Raw genomic sequence first — 16,244 nt, forward strand, 5'->3', positions numbered from 1 at the left:
TAAAGAAGCTTATCGGTTTATATAAAAGTGTGTCATAGTATAAAAAGTATCGTTCTGCTTCTTGGACATAGCCAAAAATCTCCTCTCTGTGCATGCAAAGGGGAGGTTTTTTTGTATTTCCGGAAAGGCTGAGAGGTGAAATAAATATAATAGGATATCGGTTCAGAACTTCGCAGGGGAGAATTTGTTGTAGGGAAATGCAGATAACAAAACATATCCCATGCGGTTGTTTCAGAAAATAAAGAATTGGAAAACTGTTCGCGGCTGGCATATCTGGAAGTTGAAGCTGGTGGATGCGCGGCTCTATTTTGTCAGCATGATTGTAGGCTTGCTGACAGGCCTCATTGCGGTTCCTTATCATTATCTGCTCTATTATTTGCTGCATATCCGTAGCGACTTCTTTGCATCCCGTCCGGCCTGGTACTGGCATATCCCATTGTTCTTATCGTTTTGGGGAATTCTGATTCTTGTATCCCGTATGGTCGGCAGAATGCCTCTTATCGGTGGTGGTGGCATTCCGCAGACACGTGGGGCAATTAACGGCCGGATCACTTATAAGCATCCGTTCATAGAGCTGGTGTCCAAATTCACCGGTGGAATCCTTTCCGTTTCTGCCGGATTGTCATTGGGGCGCGAAGGGCCGTCCGTACAGATAGGTTCTTATATAGGCAGTCTCGTTTCACGGTGGACGCATATTCTGCAGGGAGAACGCAAGCAGTTATTGGCGGCGGGAGCAGGAGCGGGGCTTGCGGCCGCCTTTGCCGCACCGCTGGCCTCTTCATTGATTGTGATTGAGTCTATCGAACGTTTCGACGCACCCAAGACGGCTATTACTACGCTGTTGGCAGGTGTGGTGGCAGGGGCTATTGCCAGTTTGGTTTTCCCTGTGAATCCTTATCATCTGATTGAGGTGTCGGAACCGGTTTTGACCTTTTTCGTCCAGATGAAATATTTTCTCATACTGGCTGTCATTATTTCTATTACCGGTAAAATATACTCTGCGCTTATGATTTCGTTCAAACGGGTATATTCTACGGTTAAGTCTCCGGTATATATCAAGATGTTTTATTTGGTGCTGGTTGCTTACATTATCTCATTGATGCAAGTAAACCTGACGGGTGGCGGCGAACAATTCTTGCTGGAACAGGCGCAGAACGGCAGTACGGAAATAATGTGGGTACTTGCCGTCATGCTGCTGCATTTCGGTTTCTCGGTATGCTCCGTTTCTTCCGGTCTTCCGGGCGGAAGCTTTATTCCTACTTTGGTGACAGGCGGGTTGTTGGGGCAGCTTGTAGGGTTGATTGCTGTGAGGCACGGCATTATCGAGCCTCAAAATATCACTTACGTCATGCTGATATCCATGTCTGCATTCCTGGTGGCTATTGAGCGTACGCCGCTTACGGCTATTGTGCTGATAACAGAGATTACCGGGCATTTTGAGGTTTTCTACCCTTCGGTGGTAGTAGGCGGGCTGACCTATTATTTTACGGAACTGCTCCAGATGAAGTCCTTCAATGTCACTTTGTATGAAGATATGATTAACTCTTCCGATTTCCGGGAAGAAAAACGATATACTCTGGCAGTAGAGGTCATGACGGGTTCCTATTTTGACGGGAAATCCGTAAGCGAACTTTCCTTGCCCGAACACTGCGTTATCATCAATGTGCATAGGGACGGAAAAAACCTGGTCCCTGCGGAAACAAGTTTGATTCCGGGAGACCAGGTGCAGATTGAAATGGATTCGCAGGACATAGAGAAACTCTATGAACCGCTCGTCAGTATGGCGAATATCTATTAGGCCAGATTGCCTATTTCATCCAGATTCTTCTGAATGTCGTTGTCGGTCAATTCATAATTTTGCAAGTCACCGGCCAGGTATTTGTCGTACGACGCCATATCGATGAGGCCATGACCGGACAGGTTGAACAGGATAACTTTTTCTTCACCCGTTTCCTTGCATTTATTCGCTTCGCGGATGGTGGCTGCAATGGCGTGGCAAGATTCCGGCGCGGGAATGATACCTTCCACTTGTGCGAACAGGCAGCCTGCCTCGAACGATTCGAGTTGCTTGATGTCCATTGCTTCCATATATCCGTCTTTCAACAGTTGTGATACGATGACACCTGCGCCGTGATAACGCAAACCGCCGGCGTGAATGTTGGCGGGAGCGAAGTTATGTCCCAGTGTAAACATCGGCAGCAGCGGAGTATACCCGGCTTCATCGCCGAAGTCATATTGGAATTTACCGCGTGTCAGCTTCGGACAGGAGGCCGGTTCGGCGGCGACGAAACGTGTTTTCTTTCCTTCAAGGATGGTATGGCGCATGAATGGGAATGCGATACCGCCGAAATTGGAACCGCCGCCAAAGCACGCGATAACCGTGTCGGGATATTCACCGGCCATTTCCATCTGTTTCTCGGCTTCCAGTCCGATTACAGTCTGATGCAGGGTGACGTGGCTCAATACGGAACCGAGTGTATATTTACAGTTGGGAGTGGTGCGTGCCAGTTCGATAGCCTCGGAAATAGCCGTACCCAATGAACCCTGATGATTGGGATGGGCGGTCAGAATATCTTTCCCGGCACGGGTAGACATGGACGGTGAAGGAGTAACCTGCGCACCGAATGTTTGCATGATGCTGCGACGGTAAGGCTTTTGCTCATAGCTGATTTTTACTTGATAGACAGCAGCTTCCAGACCGAAGAGGCGGGCGGCATAGGCCAGTGAGGCTCCCCATTGCCCGGCTCCGGTTTCGGTAGTAACATTCGTCACGCCCTCTTGCTTGCAGTAGTAAGCCTGCGGTATGGCGGAGTTCAGTTTGTGAGAACCCATGGGGCTGACACTTTCGTTCTTGAAGTAGATATGTGCCGGTGTGCCGAGCGCTTTTTCCAGTCCGTAGGCGCGTACCAGCGGAGTGCTTCGGTAGTATTTATACATTTCGCGCACCTGTTCGGGAATTTCAATCCACGCATCTGCCTGATTGAGCTCCTGGCGGCAAAGTTCTTTTGCGAAAATGGGATACAAATCTTCCGCTTTTAACGGTTGCTTGGTAGCGGGATTAAGCGGCGGCATGGGCTTGGTTACCATATCGGCTTGTATATTATACCAGTAACGTGGAATTTCGTCTTCCGGAAGAATGAATCTTTTTGTCTTGTTGCTCATAGTGGTTATAAATTAAAAGTGATTCAGTGTCCAAATGTAGCTATTATTTTTAAACCAATTTCTTTTTTCCATTGTTTTTTGTTTATGAAGGTAGATTTGTCTAAGTTTGCCACGTCTCATCAATCGGTGTATTTATGAAGATTTATCATAAGTTTCTTTTGTATCAAAATAAGTGGATTCATCCTTATGTACGTGTGGCGTTGGGGGTGATGACGACCCTGACCTACCTGGCATCCATCCTGTTGATTGTCGGTTTGGTGTATGAACATGGATTTACAATTTCGGTTGCGGAAGCTCACCAGTTGCAACGTCTGTATCATGGAGTGTGGATTGTCTTTCTGAGCGATATATCCTTGCGTATCGCATTGGAATATAAAGATACGAGGCAGACCTTTAGCAAGCTGACGTGGATATTGACTTTTCTGCTTTATCTGACGCTGGTTCCGGTAGTTTTTCATCGTCCAGAGGTGGAAGGGGCCATACAGGCTGTCTGGGATTTTCTGAACGGCAGGATATATCATCTCGCGTTACTGCTGATGCTTTCTTTCCTGAATCTGTCTTATGGTTTGGTACGTTTGCTGGGGCGACGGACAAACCCTTCGCTTATTCTGGCAGTCAGTTTTCTCATTATCATACTCATCGGGACGGGATTGCTGATGCTCCCCCGTTCTACGGTGGCGGGTATCTCGTGGGTGGATTCGCTGTTTATTTCCACCAGTGCGGTGTGTGTGACGGGGCTTACCTCGGTGGATGTGGCATCCACCTTTACGACGACGGGCTTTGTAATCATCATCCTGCTGATTCAGATTGGCGGTTTGGGAGTAATGACGCTGACGAGCTTCTTTGCAATGTTCTTTATGGGGAATACTTCGCTGTACAATCAGTTGGTGGTGCGTGATATGGTCAGTTCCAATTCATTGAATTCATTGCTGTCCACACTGGTCTATATCCTCGGCTTTACATTGGCGATAGAGGGGGCGGGCATGCTCGCTATTTGGAGCGATATTCACGGCACGATGGGGATGGATATACACGAGGAATTGGCTTTCTCGGCTTTCCACTCCATATCGGCGTTCTGTAACGCCGGTTTTTCCACATTACCGGGCAATTTGGGCAATCCGCTGCTGATGTCAGGCCATAATCCGTTCTATATATACATCTCTTTATTGATTATTCTTGGCGGTATCGGTTTTCCGATATTGGTGAATTTCAAGGATATCATCCTTTACCATATACGCCGTTTCTGGAGATTTCTGCGTACGTGGGAGTGGGACGGCCGCCGTTTTTACCACCTCTACAATCTGAATACGCGTATCGTGCTGATTGTTACCTTCCTGTTGCTGGTGGTCGGTACGGCCGGTATCGCTCTTTTTGAGTGGAACGCGTCTTTTGCGGGTATGTCGGTTGCCGATAAGTGGACGCAGGCGTTCTTCAATGCGTCTTGTCCCCGTACGGCCGGCTTCTCCAGCGTGGATTTAGCCGGTTTGAGCGTGCAGACCTTATTGATTTACCTTATTCTTATGTGGATTGGCGGCGGTTCGCAGTCTACTGCAGGCGGTATCAAGGTGAATGCTTTTGCTGTCGTGGTATTGAATCTTGTGGCTGTATTGCGCGGCACGGAGCGGGTAGAGGTGTTTGGACGCGAATTGTCTTACGACTCCATCCGCCGTTCTAATGCTACGGTGGTGATGTCGTTCGGAGTATTGTTTGTATTTATATTTATTATCAGCATATTGGAGCCGAAGCTGTCTTTGCTCACGGTTACCTTTGAATGTGTTTCGGCCATCAGTACGGTCGGTTCCAGTTTAAACGCCACGCCTCTGCTGGGCAATGACAGTAAACTGCTGGTTGCGCTTTTGATGTTTGTCGGGCGTGTAGGGCTGATAACGTTGATGCTTGGTATCATCAAGCAGAAAAAAAATACGAAGTATCAGTATCCGAGTGGACAGATTATTATTAATTAATGACTTATATGAAGTATATTATTATCGGTTTGGGAAATTACGGCCATGTGCTTGCCGAGGAACTTTCTGCTTTGGGGCATGAAGTGATAGGTGCGGATATCAGTGCCGGTCGTGTGGATAGCTTAAAGGACAAGATAGCAACCGCATTTGTGATTGATGCGACTGACGAACAGGCTTTGTCCGTACTTCCGCTGAACAGCGTCGATGTCGTGATTGTGGCCATCGGTGAGAATTTTGGCGCGTCTATCCGCGTGGTGGCGTTGTTGAAGCAGAAAAAGGTGAAACGCATTTATGCCAGGGCTATCGACGGGGTTCATCGTTCGGTGCTTGAAGCTTTCGGGTTGGAACGTATTCTTACTCCCGAAGAAGATGCGGCTCGCGGTCTGGTTCATCTGTTGGAATTTGGCGCGGATATTGAAACTTTCCGTGTAGATTCCAACTATTATGTAATGAAGTTCACAGTGCCCGAAAGATTCATCGGCTATGGTGTCAATGAATTGAAGCTCGATAATGAATTCGGCTTGAAGCTGCTTGCACTGAAACGTGCCGAAACGTTGAAAAACTGTCTGGGCATCTCTTTCATAGAGCATGATGTTGTAAACGAGTTGCCGGATAACGACCAGATACAGGCAGGAGACCAGTTGGTGTGTTATGGACGGTATCAAGACTTCCGGAAGTTCTGGAAGGCGCTGTGATAATCGGATGCATTTTCTTTGTGATTTTATTGCTTTTCCTATGGAAGAGTAGTACCTTTACTTCCTAATACTAAATCGTTCCACCACGGAGTAAATTTCGTTCCGCCATGGAGAAAGTTGTGTTCCACCATGATGGAACGAAATTTACTCCGTGGTGGAACGATTTAGTATTGGGATGGTTTTCTCTCTTTGTCACCGTGAGAAAGGATGCCGGGTATGACTATGGTGAAGCTTAATATCAAAGAATATGAGTGCTTATTATGACCTTTTTGAAAAGCCGGATATTGGTCGGACCGGAGAACAACAGCCTCTTTATGCCCGCTTTGTGCCTAAAGGGACAATTGATAAAAAAGAGTTTATAGACCGCGTGTATCTTTTCACGGGTATCAGCCGAAGTGTGCTTGAGGGGACAATGGCGGCTTTTATGGACGAGTTACGCGATTGCCTGGCTAACGGTTGGACGGTAGAGTTAGGAGAACTTGGCTATTTTACTCCTTCACTGAGCTGTCAGCGCCGTGCAATGGAGAAAGATAAAGTGCGTGCCGCGTCCGTGGCTCTGCGCGGACTGAATTTTCGTTTGGGAAAGCGGTTCTATGAGGAATTAGGCGGTAAGATGAAGCTTGAACGTAAGCCGCGACCTGTGGTATCGGCTTCCTCGGATACCTTTTTATCTATGGAGCGCCGTTTTCAATTACTGGACGAATACTTACAACGGAACCCTTGTATCAACCGTGCCCAATATGCCCGCCTGACGGGACGTAGCTACAAACAAGCCATTAACGATTTGAATCTGTTCATAGAAAACGGGGTATTGTTCAGATACGGAATGGGCAGGAATGTGGTGTATGCGGGAAAAAAGTGAAATATTTTTTATTGATTTATATCTTTTTATTTATCAGAGACTTACTTACCCTTATTAATCCTTCTTTATCCTTACTGAAACGACAGTTAAAGCACCATGCCGGTTTGTGCCTGTTGTATCTTTGTATCGTGATCACAGAGAAACAGGTTTTGCAAACTGACGAGTGAACAAGGCCGAAAACAAATTTATTAATCATTTAAAATTAAAAGAATTATGGCATTTAATTATGAAGTGAAGAAGAGAGTGTTCGGTTTTGATAAGACAAAAACGGAAAAGTATGTGGCGCAAATGAAGACGCTGGGTATAATACAGTTTGGAGATTTATGCGATGAAGTCACTAAGGTAGGCATGGCTCCGCGTGGTGTGGTGAAGATGGTATTGGATGGGTTGATAGACACATTGAATATAAACATAAACAAGGGCTTTTCTGTGCAGTTAGGTGATTTTGGCTGTTTTCGTCCGGGTATTAACGCGAAAAGTCAGGATAAGCAGGAAGATGTGAAATCGGATACGGTTTATCGCCGAAAGATAATTTTTACTCCGGGGCAGTATTTTAAAGAGATGCTGACACGTGCCAGCGTGACGAGAGCTAATTGGGAAAACTCGGAAACAACTTCGGGAGGCGGTTCTAATCCTGATGCCGGTGGCAATGGAGAAGAGGAAAACCCGCTGGGATAATATGCTTTCCATCTGTTTAAACTAAGTGAATGTAGATGAGGGAGATATGAACTTCTTTTATAAGGGTTCATATCTTTCCTCTGATTACTTGACTTTGCCTTTCGAATGTTGTATCTTTACATCAATAATAAAAAAACGGCACATAATGATAAACCTGCAAAAAACTATGGAAAATGAAAATGACTTTCGTATCAGGACGTATACGAAAAAAGAATTAGCATGTTTGTATTGCCCCAATGCTACGGCACGCTGTGCCATTCGTACATTGACACGCTGGATTAAACGCAATCGCGAATTGTATGCGGAACTGCTTCTTACGGGATATCATGTAAGAGTACGGACTTTTATGCCGAGACAAGTCGGGATTATCGTTCACTATTTGGATGAGCCTTAATTAACGGGCTGCTTTTAAGTTCATAAAAAACGGAAAGCTTTAATAGCATTCATTTGTATTTCTCCCGCTCTTTTTGTTCCTTTGCCCTTGTCAATTTAAAAAATGAATCAATGAAAACCGTTGTTTATATAGTGACTTGTGTGGTAGCGTTGTCAGTCGTTTCCTGTACATCCCGGCAGAAGGGCGGAGACGATGTGCAGGTATTGATGCAGGACAGCACCGTGACTTCCGCTCCGCAGCGTATGCAGGTTTCCGATACCAAAGTGACCATTACTTATAAAGGTAAGGAGTATCGCTCGTCTGTGGTGCGCCGTCCGGATGACAGCCTGCCCATTGTGAAGAATGAACAAGGCGAGAAGTTCGTTGATAACAGCATTACCCTGCGCATCACCTGTGGCGGTAAGCAGATTGTAGACAGGGTGTTTACGAAAGAGAGTTTCGCCTCGCTGGTGGATGCCGGATTTATGAAGTACGCTATTCTGGAAGGGTTGGTTTATGATAAAACTACCCCTCAGGGAATTATTTATGCTGCCAGCATCTGCTATCCGCAAACAGACCTCTACGTGCCTCTTCGACTGACGGTTTCCGCCGACGGTAAAATCTCGATGGCGAAAGAAGAACTGTTGGAAGATGTGTACGAGGAAGATACTGTTTCCAATTGATGTTCGGGTAATTCCAGAATGATTCCAGATTTGTGAGGTTCCTTTGCTGACATGAAAATCCTGATTGTAGAAGATGAGCAAGATTTGCGGGAAACCATTCGCGCTTCGCTCCTGAAAGAGAAGTTTGTCGTAGAAACGGCTGCCGATTATTTTTCGGCATTGGATAAGATAAACGACTATGATTACGACTGCATCCTGCTGGACATTATGCTGCCGGGCGGAAGTGGTCTGGATTTGTTGCGTGAGTTAAAGCGCTTGCGCCGTACGGACAGTGTACTTATCATCTCCGCCAAAGATTCGCTGGATGATAAGGTGGACGGTCTGGAACTCGGAGCCGATGATTATCTGACGAAACCTTTCCACTTGGCAGAGTTGAATGCCCGCATAAAGTCTTTGATCCGCCGCCGTCAGACGCAGGGTGATGTGACGGTCACCGTAGGTAATTTGCTGCTCTATCCTGACAAGCGGCAGGCGGAAGTGGACGGTGCGCCTTTGCAACTGAACCGTAAGGAGTTCGATTTACTGTATTACTTTGTGGTGAATCCCAATCGGGTTATTAATAAAATGAGCCTTGCAGAGTCGGTATGGGGTGATAATATAGACCAGGTCGATTCTTTGGATTTCATTTACTCGCAAGTAAAGAATCTGCGCAAGAAATTGAAGCAGGCCGGCGCTTCCGTGGAACTGAAGGCTGTCTATGGCTTTGGTTATAAACTGTCCGAGTTATGAAACTGGTATATTATACATATCGCAAAATCTCCTTATTGCTATTTGTCCTGATGACTGTATGGGGTGTATTGTTTTATTATGCCATTATCGATGAGGTTGTTGACGAAACGGATGATACGCTGGAAAATTATGCCGGGATATTAATGGAACATGCGCTTCACGACCCCTCTGTTCTTGAAACGGAAGGCTCTCTGATGTCTTTCTATAAATTCCTTCCTATCTCCGAAGAAGAGGGACGCCATTATCGGGAAGTCTTCTATGATTCTACCGTCTATATCGAACTTGAGGATGAGGACGAGCCGGTACGTGTGATGCGCACGGCTTTTCGTATGCCCGACGGACAGTTTTATGAGCTTACCCTGATGATTTCCATCTTGGAACGCGACGATATGGTAGAGGCGATGCTCTGGTATCTGGGAGCATTGTTCCTGCTTTTCCTGATTTGTACCTCTGTCGGTATTCAGCTGGTGCTGAAAGGAGTGTTCCGCCCGTTGCATAAACTACTGGACTGGTTGCATGGCATCCAGCCCGGAAAGGAGGTTCCGGTGTTGGAGAATCCTACGAAAATACGTGAGTTCCGCCAGCTGAGTGAGGCGGCGGTAGATATGGGAAACCGTAGTTATAAAGCCTATGAGGAGCAGAAGCAGTTTATAGAAAACGCTTCGCATGAGTTGCAGACACCGCTTGCCATTGTACGTGGCAAAGTGGAATTACTGGCGGAAAGCGATAGTCTGACAGAACAACAGATGAAGGAACTGGATGAAATCTACGCCACTTTGGGGCGTGCGGTGAAACTGAATAAGTCTTTGTTGCTGCTTTCCCGCATAGAGAACGGACAGTACACGGAGTCGGAAGATGTATCGGTAGACGAGATACTGGATAATCTTCTGCCTGATTTGATGGATATATACGAGCACAAGCAGGTACGCTTGCTGCGTAAGCAGGGAGAACATCCTTTTATTATCCGCTGTAATCATTCGTTGGCGCAGATTTTGGTCTCCAATCTGGTGAAGAACGCGTTGCTTCATAATGAAGAGGAGGGAGAGTTGCAGATACTTACCACTCCGGTTTCATTGACAATAAAGAATACGGGCGATACTCCTTTGGATGGTGAAAAGCTGTTCCGCCGTTTCTATCACAGCGTTGACGGAAAGAAAGAATCCACCGGATTAGGGCTTGCCATAGCCCGTTCTATCGCTCGGATTTCCGCTTTGAAGCTCACGTACGAATGGCAGGACGGGATGCATTGCTTCCTGCTTGTTAAAGAAAATAAAAATAACCGTTAACGCCTGTTATTCCCAAATCTTTCCTATTTCTCTGTCGTTATTTGCAGTGTGAATGATACGAAACGAATTAGTAACATTAAAAAATAACGATTATGAAGAAAGTATTGTCTATTCTTGTATTGGCTCTTATAGCCGTTCAGTTTGCATTTGCCGGCGATGTCATTACACGCGATGCCAAGCAGCTGCCTTTGACCGCCCGTAACTTTATCAACCAGTATTTCACCAAGCCGCAAATCTCACATATTAAGATTGAGACCGGCATGCTGGGCTCTAAAAAGTATGAGGTACTGTTGACCGACCGTACCGAGATTGATTTTGACAGTAACGGTAACTGGACCGAAGTCGACTGTAAGAAAGCTGCCGTACCCGAAGCATTGATTCCGGTATCTGTGCGAGAATACGTAAAAACAAACTTTCCGCAGGAGATGATCACCAAGATTGAACGCGGACGGAGCGGGGTGGAAGTTGAACTCGCCAATGATTACTCCTTGAAATTCAATAGTAAAGGTAAGTTTGTCAGCATGGACGATTGATTGTAACATGAAATGTATCACTTTAATTTTGATGGCATAATATGAAAATAAAGTTTCAACTATTGGCGATGATGTTCATTGCTGCATCGGCTTTCAGCGCGTGCGGCGATGATGACAAGAACGATGGCATAACCGTTCCGGATGCGGTTTCTAAAGCTTTAAAGAATAAATATCCCGCTGCTACCGATATTGAGTGGGAGCGGAAAGGCGATTATTTCGTGGCCGACTGCTGGATGGACGGTAAAGAAATGGATGTGTGGTATGATACTCAGGCCGTTTGGCGATTGACCGAGGTTGATATCCTTTGGGGGAGTTTGCCCCCTACGGTACAGACTGCTTTTGAGGGTGGGGAATATGCTAACTGGAAGCGGGAAGACATCGATATGCTCGAATACCCCGTACAGCCCGTTCAATACGTTATCGAGGTAGAAAAAGGTAATCTGGAATATCAGTTATTCTATGCTGAGGACGGCGCTTTATTGCAACAGCGTGATGTCAGTGGTGATAAAGACGATACGCACTGGCCGATAGATAAAAAAGTGGCGGAGTGAGCCACTTTTTTATTTACATCGGTTTATAATCTTTAGCCAGACCGCCCTCGCTTGTTTCCTTGTAAAGTGACGGCAAGTCATTTCCGGTTTCTTTCATAACCTCTACTACCTTGTCGAAAGATACGCGGTGCATACCGTCGGTGAAAGAGGAGTAGAGATTGGCATCCAAAGCGCGTGCGGCGGCATAGGCATTGCGCTCTATACACGGAATTTGCACCAATCCGCATACGGGGTCGCAGGTCATTCCCAGGTGATGCTCCAAGCCCATTTCTGCGGCATATTCTATTTGTGCGGGGCTACCGCCAAACAACTGATTGGCTGCTGCCGAGGCCATTGCGCAGGCTACGCCGACTTCTCCCTGACATCCTACTTCCGCACCCGAAATGGAAGCGTTGGTCTTTACTATATTTCCTACCAATCCGGCTGTGGCAAGGGCGCGTAGGATACGTGTGTCGCTAAACTCACGGCTCTTGGCCAGATGATAAAGCACGGCAGGCATCACGCCGCACGAACCGCATGTGGGAGCAGTAACAATCACACCGCCCGAAGCGTTTTCCTCACTCACTGCCAATGCGTAGGCGAATACCAGTCCGCGTGATTGCAGAGACTGTTTATATCCGCTGGCACGTATGTAATAGGTTGAGGCTTTGCGTCGTAAGTTCAGCGGGCCGGGGAGTACTCCTTCCTGTTCCAAACCCCGTTTTACGGCATTCTGCATGGTTTTCCACACTTCTTGCAGATAGTCCCATATATCGCTGTCTTCACATTCCTTGACATATTCCCAATAACTTTTCCCTGTGCGTTCGCACCATTGCAGAATTTCCGTCATGCTGTTCATGGAGTACACATCGGGGGTGTTAACCGAGGACGCTCCGTCGCTCTCTTCCGCCAAAGCGCCGCCGCCGATGCTGAACACTACCCATTGGTCGGTTTCTTTTCCCTCTTTGTCTACCGAAACGAACTTCATTCCGTTCGGGTGGAAAGGAAGGAAAATCTTAGGTTCCCAAATAATCTCTACCGGCGCTACCGGTTGCAGCACTTCGGTAATGGCGATATTGGTCATGTGGCCTTTGCCTGTTGCCGCCAGACTGCCGTATAGCGTTACTTTGAATGCCGTTGCTTCCGGATGTCTTTCCAGAAATATTTCGGCGGCTTTGCGGGGGCCCATTGTATGGCTGCTTGAAGGGCCTGTACCGATGCGATAGAGTTCTTTGATTGATTTCATGTTGGCAATTAGTTATCGGGTAATTAGTATTTATTTAATTTCTATTTCTCAATTTCTATTTCACAATTCTCAATTAACTCAAGTCTACCACCGTAATTCCCGCCCCGCCGAACTGGATGTGTTCGTCGGCGAAATGGCTTACGCCGGGTACGGTTTGCAGATACTGACGGATAAGAGTACGCAGAATGCCCGTACCTGTTCCATGAAGAATCCGTACGCGGGACATTCCTACCAATATGGCATCGTCTATAAAATAGGTCACTGCCTGCAAGGCCTCATCTCCACGCATGCCGCGTACATCTATGTCTTGTTTGAAGTTCAACTTCTTTTCGTACATGCTGTCTTGGGTTTGCGAACTGATGTAAGTACTTTTGGTAGAAACATCCGCTTGCTTGGGCTGCGCGTTTGTCCGTTCCAGTCTGTCCAGCTTGACGGTGGTTTTGATGCTGCCGAATGCAACGACGGCGTTCTTGCCGTTTATCTCCAGCACTTCGCCTACCGAAGTTTGCCCTTTTATCTTGACATTGCTTCCGGGTACGATTGCTGCGAGGCGTTCGGCCTCTTTCCGCGCCTGTTGTTCTGCCAATGCTTGTGCGGACAGTGCGTTTTCCTGACCTCTATTGGCTTTCTTCTCTTTCTTCCGGTTCTGTTTTTCTTTCAGTTTTTCTATTTTACGGGCAATCTTTTCTTCCTGTTCTTTGGCGGCAAGAGCTTCCATCGATTCGCGGAAGTCACTTAATTCCTGACGTACCTGACGTGTCTTTTCCTTTTCGGCTTGCACCTCTTTAATGGTACGGATGGTATTTTCAATGCGGGCGTTGGCTTCCTGCATCAGTTGTTCCGCTTCTTCTTTGGCTTTTCGTAGAATCTCCTTGCGTGATTTCTGCAATTCCTCTATCTCCGCCTGATAGCGGGCGATGGTTTCTTCCATATGCTTTTCGCGTTGCCGGATGGTCTGGCGCTTGCCTTCCCAGTATCGTTTGTCACGTACGATATCTTGCAGATACTTGTCGGCATTGATGTACTCGCTGCCTACAATTTCCGAGGCATCGGCAATTACATCTTCCGGCAATCCGATTTTACGGGCTATCTCTACGGCGAACGAACTGCCCGGATTGCCTATCTGAAGTTGGAATAAAGCCTGCATCAAATGGCGGTCGTATAGCATGGCGCCATTCACCACCCCTTCGTGGTCTTCGGCAAAATGCTTCAGATTCTGGTAGTGCGTGGTGATAACGCCGAATGTCTGCTTTTGGTTGAAACGTTTCAGAACGGCCTCGGCTATCGCTCCGCCAATCTGGGGTTCCGTACCGCCGCCAAACTCATCGATAAGGATAAGGCTGCGTTCGTTACAGCTCTTCATCATTATCTTCATGTTCGTAAGATGCGAAGAGTAGGTGCTCAGGTCGTCTTCGATAGACTGCTCGTCACCGATGTCAATGAATATATTGCTGAATATACCGGCGTGACTGCGTTCATGCATCGGGATGAGCAGGCCGCATTGCAACATGTATTGAAGCAGTCCTACGGTTTTCAGGCAGACTGACTTTCCACCGGCATTCGGGCCGGAGATGATGAGGATACGTTGTTTTTCGTTCAACTCTATATCCAGCGGTACTACTTTCTTTCCATGTTTGGCAAGGGAGAGTTGCAACAGCGGGTGTACTGCCATTGTCCAGTCTAACACCTGCTTATTCTCGAAAGCCGGTTTCAACCCGGTGATTTGTTCGGAGAATAATGCTTTGGCACGGATAAAGTCGATTTCGGCGAGAAATTCGTACGATAGCAACACATCGGGGATGGACGGACGCAACAGGTTGGAAAACTCCATAAGGATGCGGATAATCTCCCGTCGTTCGTCACCCTCGAGTTCGCGGATGCGGTTGTTGGCTTCCACTACTTCGGCGGGTTCGATGAACACGGTTTTACCACTGGCGGATTCATCGTGTACGATACCTTTTATTTTTCGCTTCAAGGCGGGTACTACCGGAATCACCAGTCGTCCGTCGCGCATTGTGGGGGCTACGTCTTTATCTACGACACCTTCCGACTGGGCATTGCGTAAGATGCTGTTCAGTGAACGTGAGATGCTTCCCATCGTACTTGCCAGTTCGCGGCGGATGCGTGCCAGTTCTGCCGATGCGTTATCTTTTATTTTTCCGTAAGGTGAAAGAATACCGTTTATTTTTCCGATAAGTTGGGGAAATACCGTTATATCTCCCGCCAGTCGTTTCAGACAAGGGTAGGGGGATGTGCTTTCCTCTTCATCCTCGCTTTTTTGCAGGAAACATACAATATCGCGTATCGTTTCCAGGGAACGGCGCAGGTCGAAAAGTTCCTGTTCATCCAAGTACATGCCTTCCACCCGTATTCGTTTCAGGGACGGACGTACATCAAAAAAATATTGTGCCGGGAAATTATCTTCTTCTTGGAGTATACGTACAAATTCTGTAACCTGATCCAGACGCTCTTCCACTTCACTAAAGCGGTCGGAGAATGCCATGTCTGTCACTCGTTCTTCGCCAAGCGTACTGAGACATTTTTCTTTCAGCAGTTGGCGTATCTGGTCGAAGCCTATCTTCTGTTCAAAGTTCTGTGGGTATATCATGGATGCAAAAGTACAATTATTTCGTGAAAAAATAAGAAGTATGTTTGCAGAATTAAAAATGATTTGTACCTTTGCACCGCTTTAAGAGAGAAGCATTTCTGAAAAGGAAGTTTTGGAGAGGTGGCAGAGTGGTCGATTGCGGCGGTCTTGAAAACCGTTGTGCTGCGAGGCACCCGGGGTTCGAATCCCTGTCTCTCCAAATGAAAGAAAATCCCTGTAAACTAACAATTTACGGGGATTTTTTATTTTTGGTACATAGCAAAAATAAGCATATTAAAGCATTCTTTCGGTGTACTACACAAGGTCACACCACATGGAGGCATCTGCAATATGATAGCCGTTTCGGATACAGATTTTTATGGAGTTCCAATATTCATGTAAATTGACATTTGAAATGACGGCATATCTGAACATTTCTGTCTGTCCCGCTTTAAGCAATGTTTCCTTTTTGCTGTCCGTCAGAATGGCGGTAAAAAATTCGTATGGGGTCAGTTTGTGGAATGCTCCCTTGAAGCCGTTTCGCCTTAATTCGGGAATGATGCGTATTGCCGGATAAGTCTTGTATGCGTCTATGTTGTATGCTTTCAGCATCTTGTTGCTGCGTAAATCCATATCGCTCCATTCAGTCCAAAGGTCATAGTACATCGTGTGCATGGCTCTCAGTCGGGCAATAACTTCGGTCTTCCCGTTTGGGGCAATCCACCATTGCACCACCTCCCGAATGGAATACTCTGCCTTCTGTCCCACCTTGTATGTTGCTCCTACCATAAAGTAGCGCAACACTTGATAGCCTTTTCGGGTCGTAATGATTTCATAATATGCGCTGTCCCTGAAAACTCTCTTTCGGGTATCAAGCATTTCAAGTTCCTTTCCGCAATGGGGACAGCTACAGCCA

General features: G+C 46.8%; 15 protein-coding genes, 1 tRNA gene and 1 pseudogene. 13 read left to right on the forward strand and 4 right to left on the reverse strand.

Annotated elements, in window-relative coordinates:
* The first annotated feature begins 220 nt into the window (after positions 1 to 220).
* On the forward strand, positions 221 to 1,798 hold the full coding sequence (locus BHV73_RS04945; RefSeq protein ID WP_009121523.1) for a chloride channel protein: 1,578 nt from the start codon (positions 221 to 223) through the stop codon (positions 1,796 to 1,798).
* On the opposite strand, the gene BHV73_RS04950 is transcribed toward BHV73_RS04945, so the two are convergent.
* Entirely contained in the window at positions 1,795 to 3,162 is a 1,368-nt protein-coding gene (locus BHV73_RS04950; RefSeq protein ID WP_009121524.1) for a TrpB-like pyridoxal phosphate-dependent enzyme, read from the reverse strand. The two genes, BHV73_RS04945 and BHV73_RS04950, sit on opposite strands and share 4 nt — an antisense overlap.
* A 134-nt stretch (positions 3,163 to 3,296) precedes the next feature.
* Between BHV73_RS04950 and BHV73_RS04955 the strand changes: the two genes are divergently transcribed.
* The 11 genes from BHV73_RS04955 to BHV73_RS05005 all read left to right on the forward strand — a co-directional run bounded on the left by BHV73_RS04955 (position 3,297) and on the right by BHV73_RS05005 (position 11,516).
* Complete coding sequence (locus tag BHV73_RS04955; protein WP_286737081.1) at positions 3,297 to 5,126, forward strand: TrkH family potassium uptake protein; 1,830 nt, start codon at positions 3,297 to 3,299, stop codon at positions 5,124 to 5,126.
* 8 nt (positions 5,127 to 5,134) lie between these two features.
* The gene (locus BHV73_RS04960; RefSeq protein ID WP_039950585.1) at positions 5,135 to 5,821 is read left to right on the forward strand and encodes a potassium channel family protein; all 687 of its coding nucleotides are present in this window, start codon (positions 5,135 to 5,137) and stop codon (positions 5,819 to 5,821) included.
* 107 nt (positions 5,822 to 5,928) lie between these two features.
* Positions 5,929 to 6,057 carry a hypothetical protein gene (locus tag BHV73_RS04965; protein WP_009121527.1) on the forward strand — a complete coding sequence of 43 codons (129 nt, stop codon included), beginning with the start codon at positions 5,929 to 5,931 and terminating at the stop codon, positions 6,055 to 6,057.
* 11 nt (positions 6,058 to 6,068) lie between these two features.
* A complete protein-coding gene (locus tag BHV73_RS04970; RefSeq protein ID WP_286737082.1) occupies positions 6,069 to 6,683 on the forward strand; it encodes an HU family DNA-binding protein in 615 nt (204 codons plus the stop codon).
* A gap of 213 nt (positions 6,684 to 6,896) precedes the next feature.
* Positions 6,897 to 7,361 (forward strand): HU family DNA-binding protein, encoded by a 465-nt coding sequence (locus BHV73_RS04975; protein WP_009121530.1) that lies wholly within the window; start codon positions 6,897 to 6,899, stop codon positions 7,359 to 7,361.
* Between the two features lie 166 nt (positions 7,362 to 7,527).
* Entirely contained in the window at positions 7,528 to 7,755 is a 228-nt protein-coding gene (locus tag BHV73_RS04980; RefSeq protein ID WP_039950587.1) for a DUF4248 domain-containing protein, read from the forward strand.
* A gap of 110 nt (positions 7,756 to 7,865) precedes the next feature.
* Positions 7,866 to 8,417: a DUF4738 domain-containing protein gene (locus BHV73_RS04985; RefSeq protein ID WP_022217944.1), complete on the forward strand. Its 552-nt coding sequence runs from the start codon at positions 7,866 to 7,868 to the stop codon at positions 8,415 to 8,417.
* A gap of 51 nt (positions 8,418 to 8,468) precedes the next feature.
* Complete coding sequence (locus BHV73_RS04990) at positions 8,469 to 9,146, forward strand: response regulator transcription factor (RefSeq protein WP_009121533.1); 678 nt, start codon at positions 8,469 to 8,471, stop codon at positions 9,144 to 9,146.
* Complete coding sequence (locus BHV73_RS04995) at positions 9,143 to 10,432, forward strand: sensor histidine kinase (RefSeq protein WP_195501022.1); 1,290 nt, start codon at positions 9,143 to 9,145, stop codon at positions 10,430 to 10,432. Before BHV73_RS04990 ends, BHV73_RS04995 begins: the two co-directional genes overlap by 4 nt.
* A gap of 92 nt (positions 10,433 to 10,524) precedes the next feature.
* Positions 10,525 to 10,965 (forward strand): PepSY-like domain-containing protein, encoded by a 441-nt coding sequence (locus tag BHV73_RS05000; RefSeq protein WP_118047304.1) that lies wholly within the window; start codon positions 10,525 to 10,527, stop codon positions 10,963 to 10,965.
* Positions 10,966 to 11,006: 41 nt separating this feature from the next.
* The gene (locus BHV73_RS05005; protein ID WP_087426555.1) at positions 11,007 to 11,516 is read left to right on the forward strand and encodes a PepSY-like domain-containing protein; all 510 of its coding nucleotides are present in this window, start codon (positions 11,007 to 11,009) and stop codon (positions 11,514 to 11,516) included.
* A gap of 13 nt (positions 11,517 to 11,529) precedes the next feature.
* Here the strand turns inward: BHV73_RS05005 and BHV73_RS05010 are convergent, their stop codons facing one another.
* Together BHV73_RS05010 and BHV73_RS05015 are read right to left on the reverse strand one after the other, a co-directional pair.
* Positions 11,530 to 12,741, reverse strand: coding sequence for an L-serine ammonia-lyase (locus BHV73_RS05010; RefSeq protein WP_022217940.1), 1,212 nt, complete (start codon positions 12,739 to 12,741; stop codon positions 11,530 to 11,532).
* A gap of 73 nt (positions 12,742 to 12,814) precedes the next feature.
* Positions 12,815 to 15,349 carry an endonuclease MutS2 gene (locus BHV73_RS05015; protein ID WP_255379149.1) on the reverse strand — a complete coding sequence of 845 codons (2,535 nt, stop codon included), beginning with the start codon at positions 15,347 to 15,349 and terminating at the stop codon, positions 12,815 to 12,817.
* Positions 15,350 to 15,463: 114 nt separating this feature from the next.
* On the opposite strand from BHV73_RS05015, the gene BHV73_RS05020 reads away from it, so the two are divergent.
* Positions 15,464 to 15,548: transfer RNA gene (locus BHV73_RS05020), tRNA-Ser, on the forward strand.
* 95 nt (positions 15,549 to 15,643) lie between these two features.
* Here BHV73_RS05020 and BHV73_RS05025 read toward each other — a convergent pair.
* Positions 15,644 to 16,244: pseudogene (locus BHV73_RS05025) on the reverse strand (PcfJ domain-containing protein); the annotation flags it as partial.

The sequence above is a fragment of the Bacteroides sp. 44_46 genome, from assembly GCF_001915465.1.
GTDB classification, from domain to species: domain Bacteria; phylum Bacteroidota; class Bacteroidia; order Bacteroidales; family Bacteroidaceae; genus Bacteroides; species Bacteroides clarus.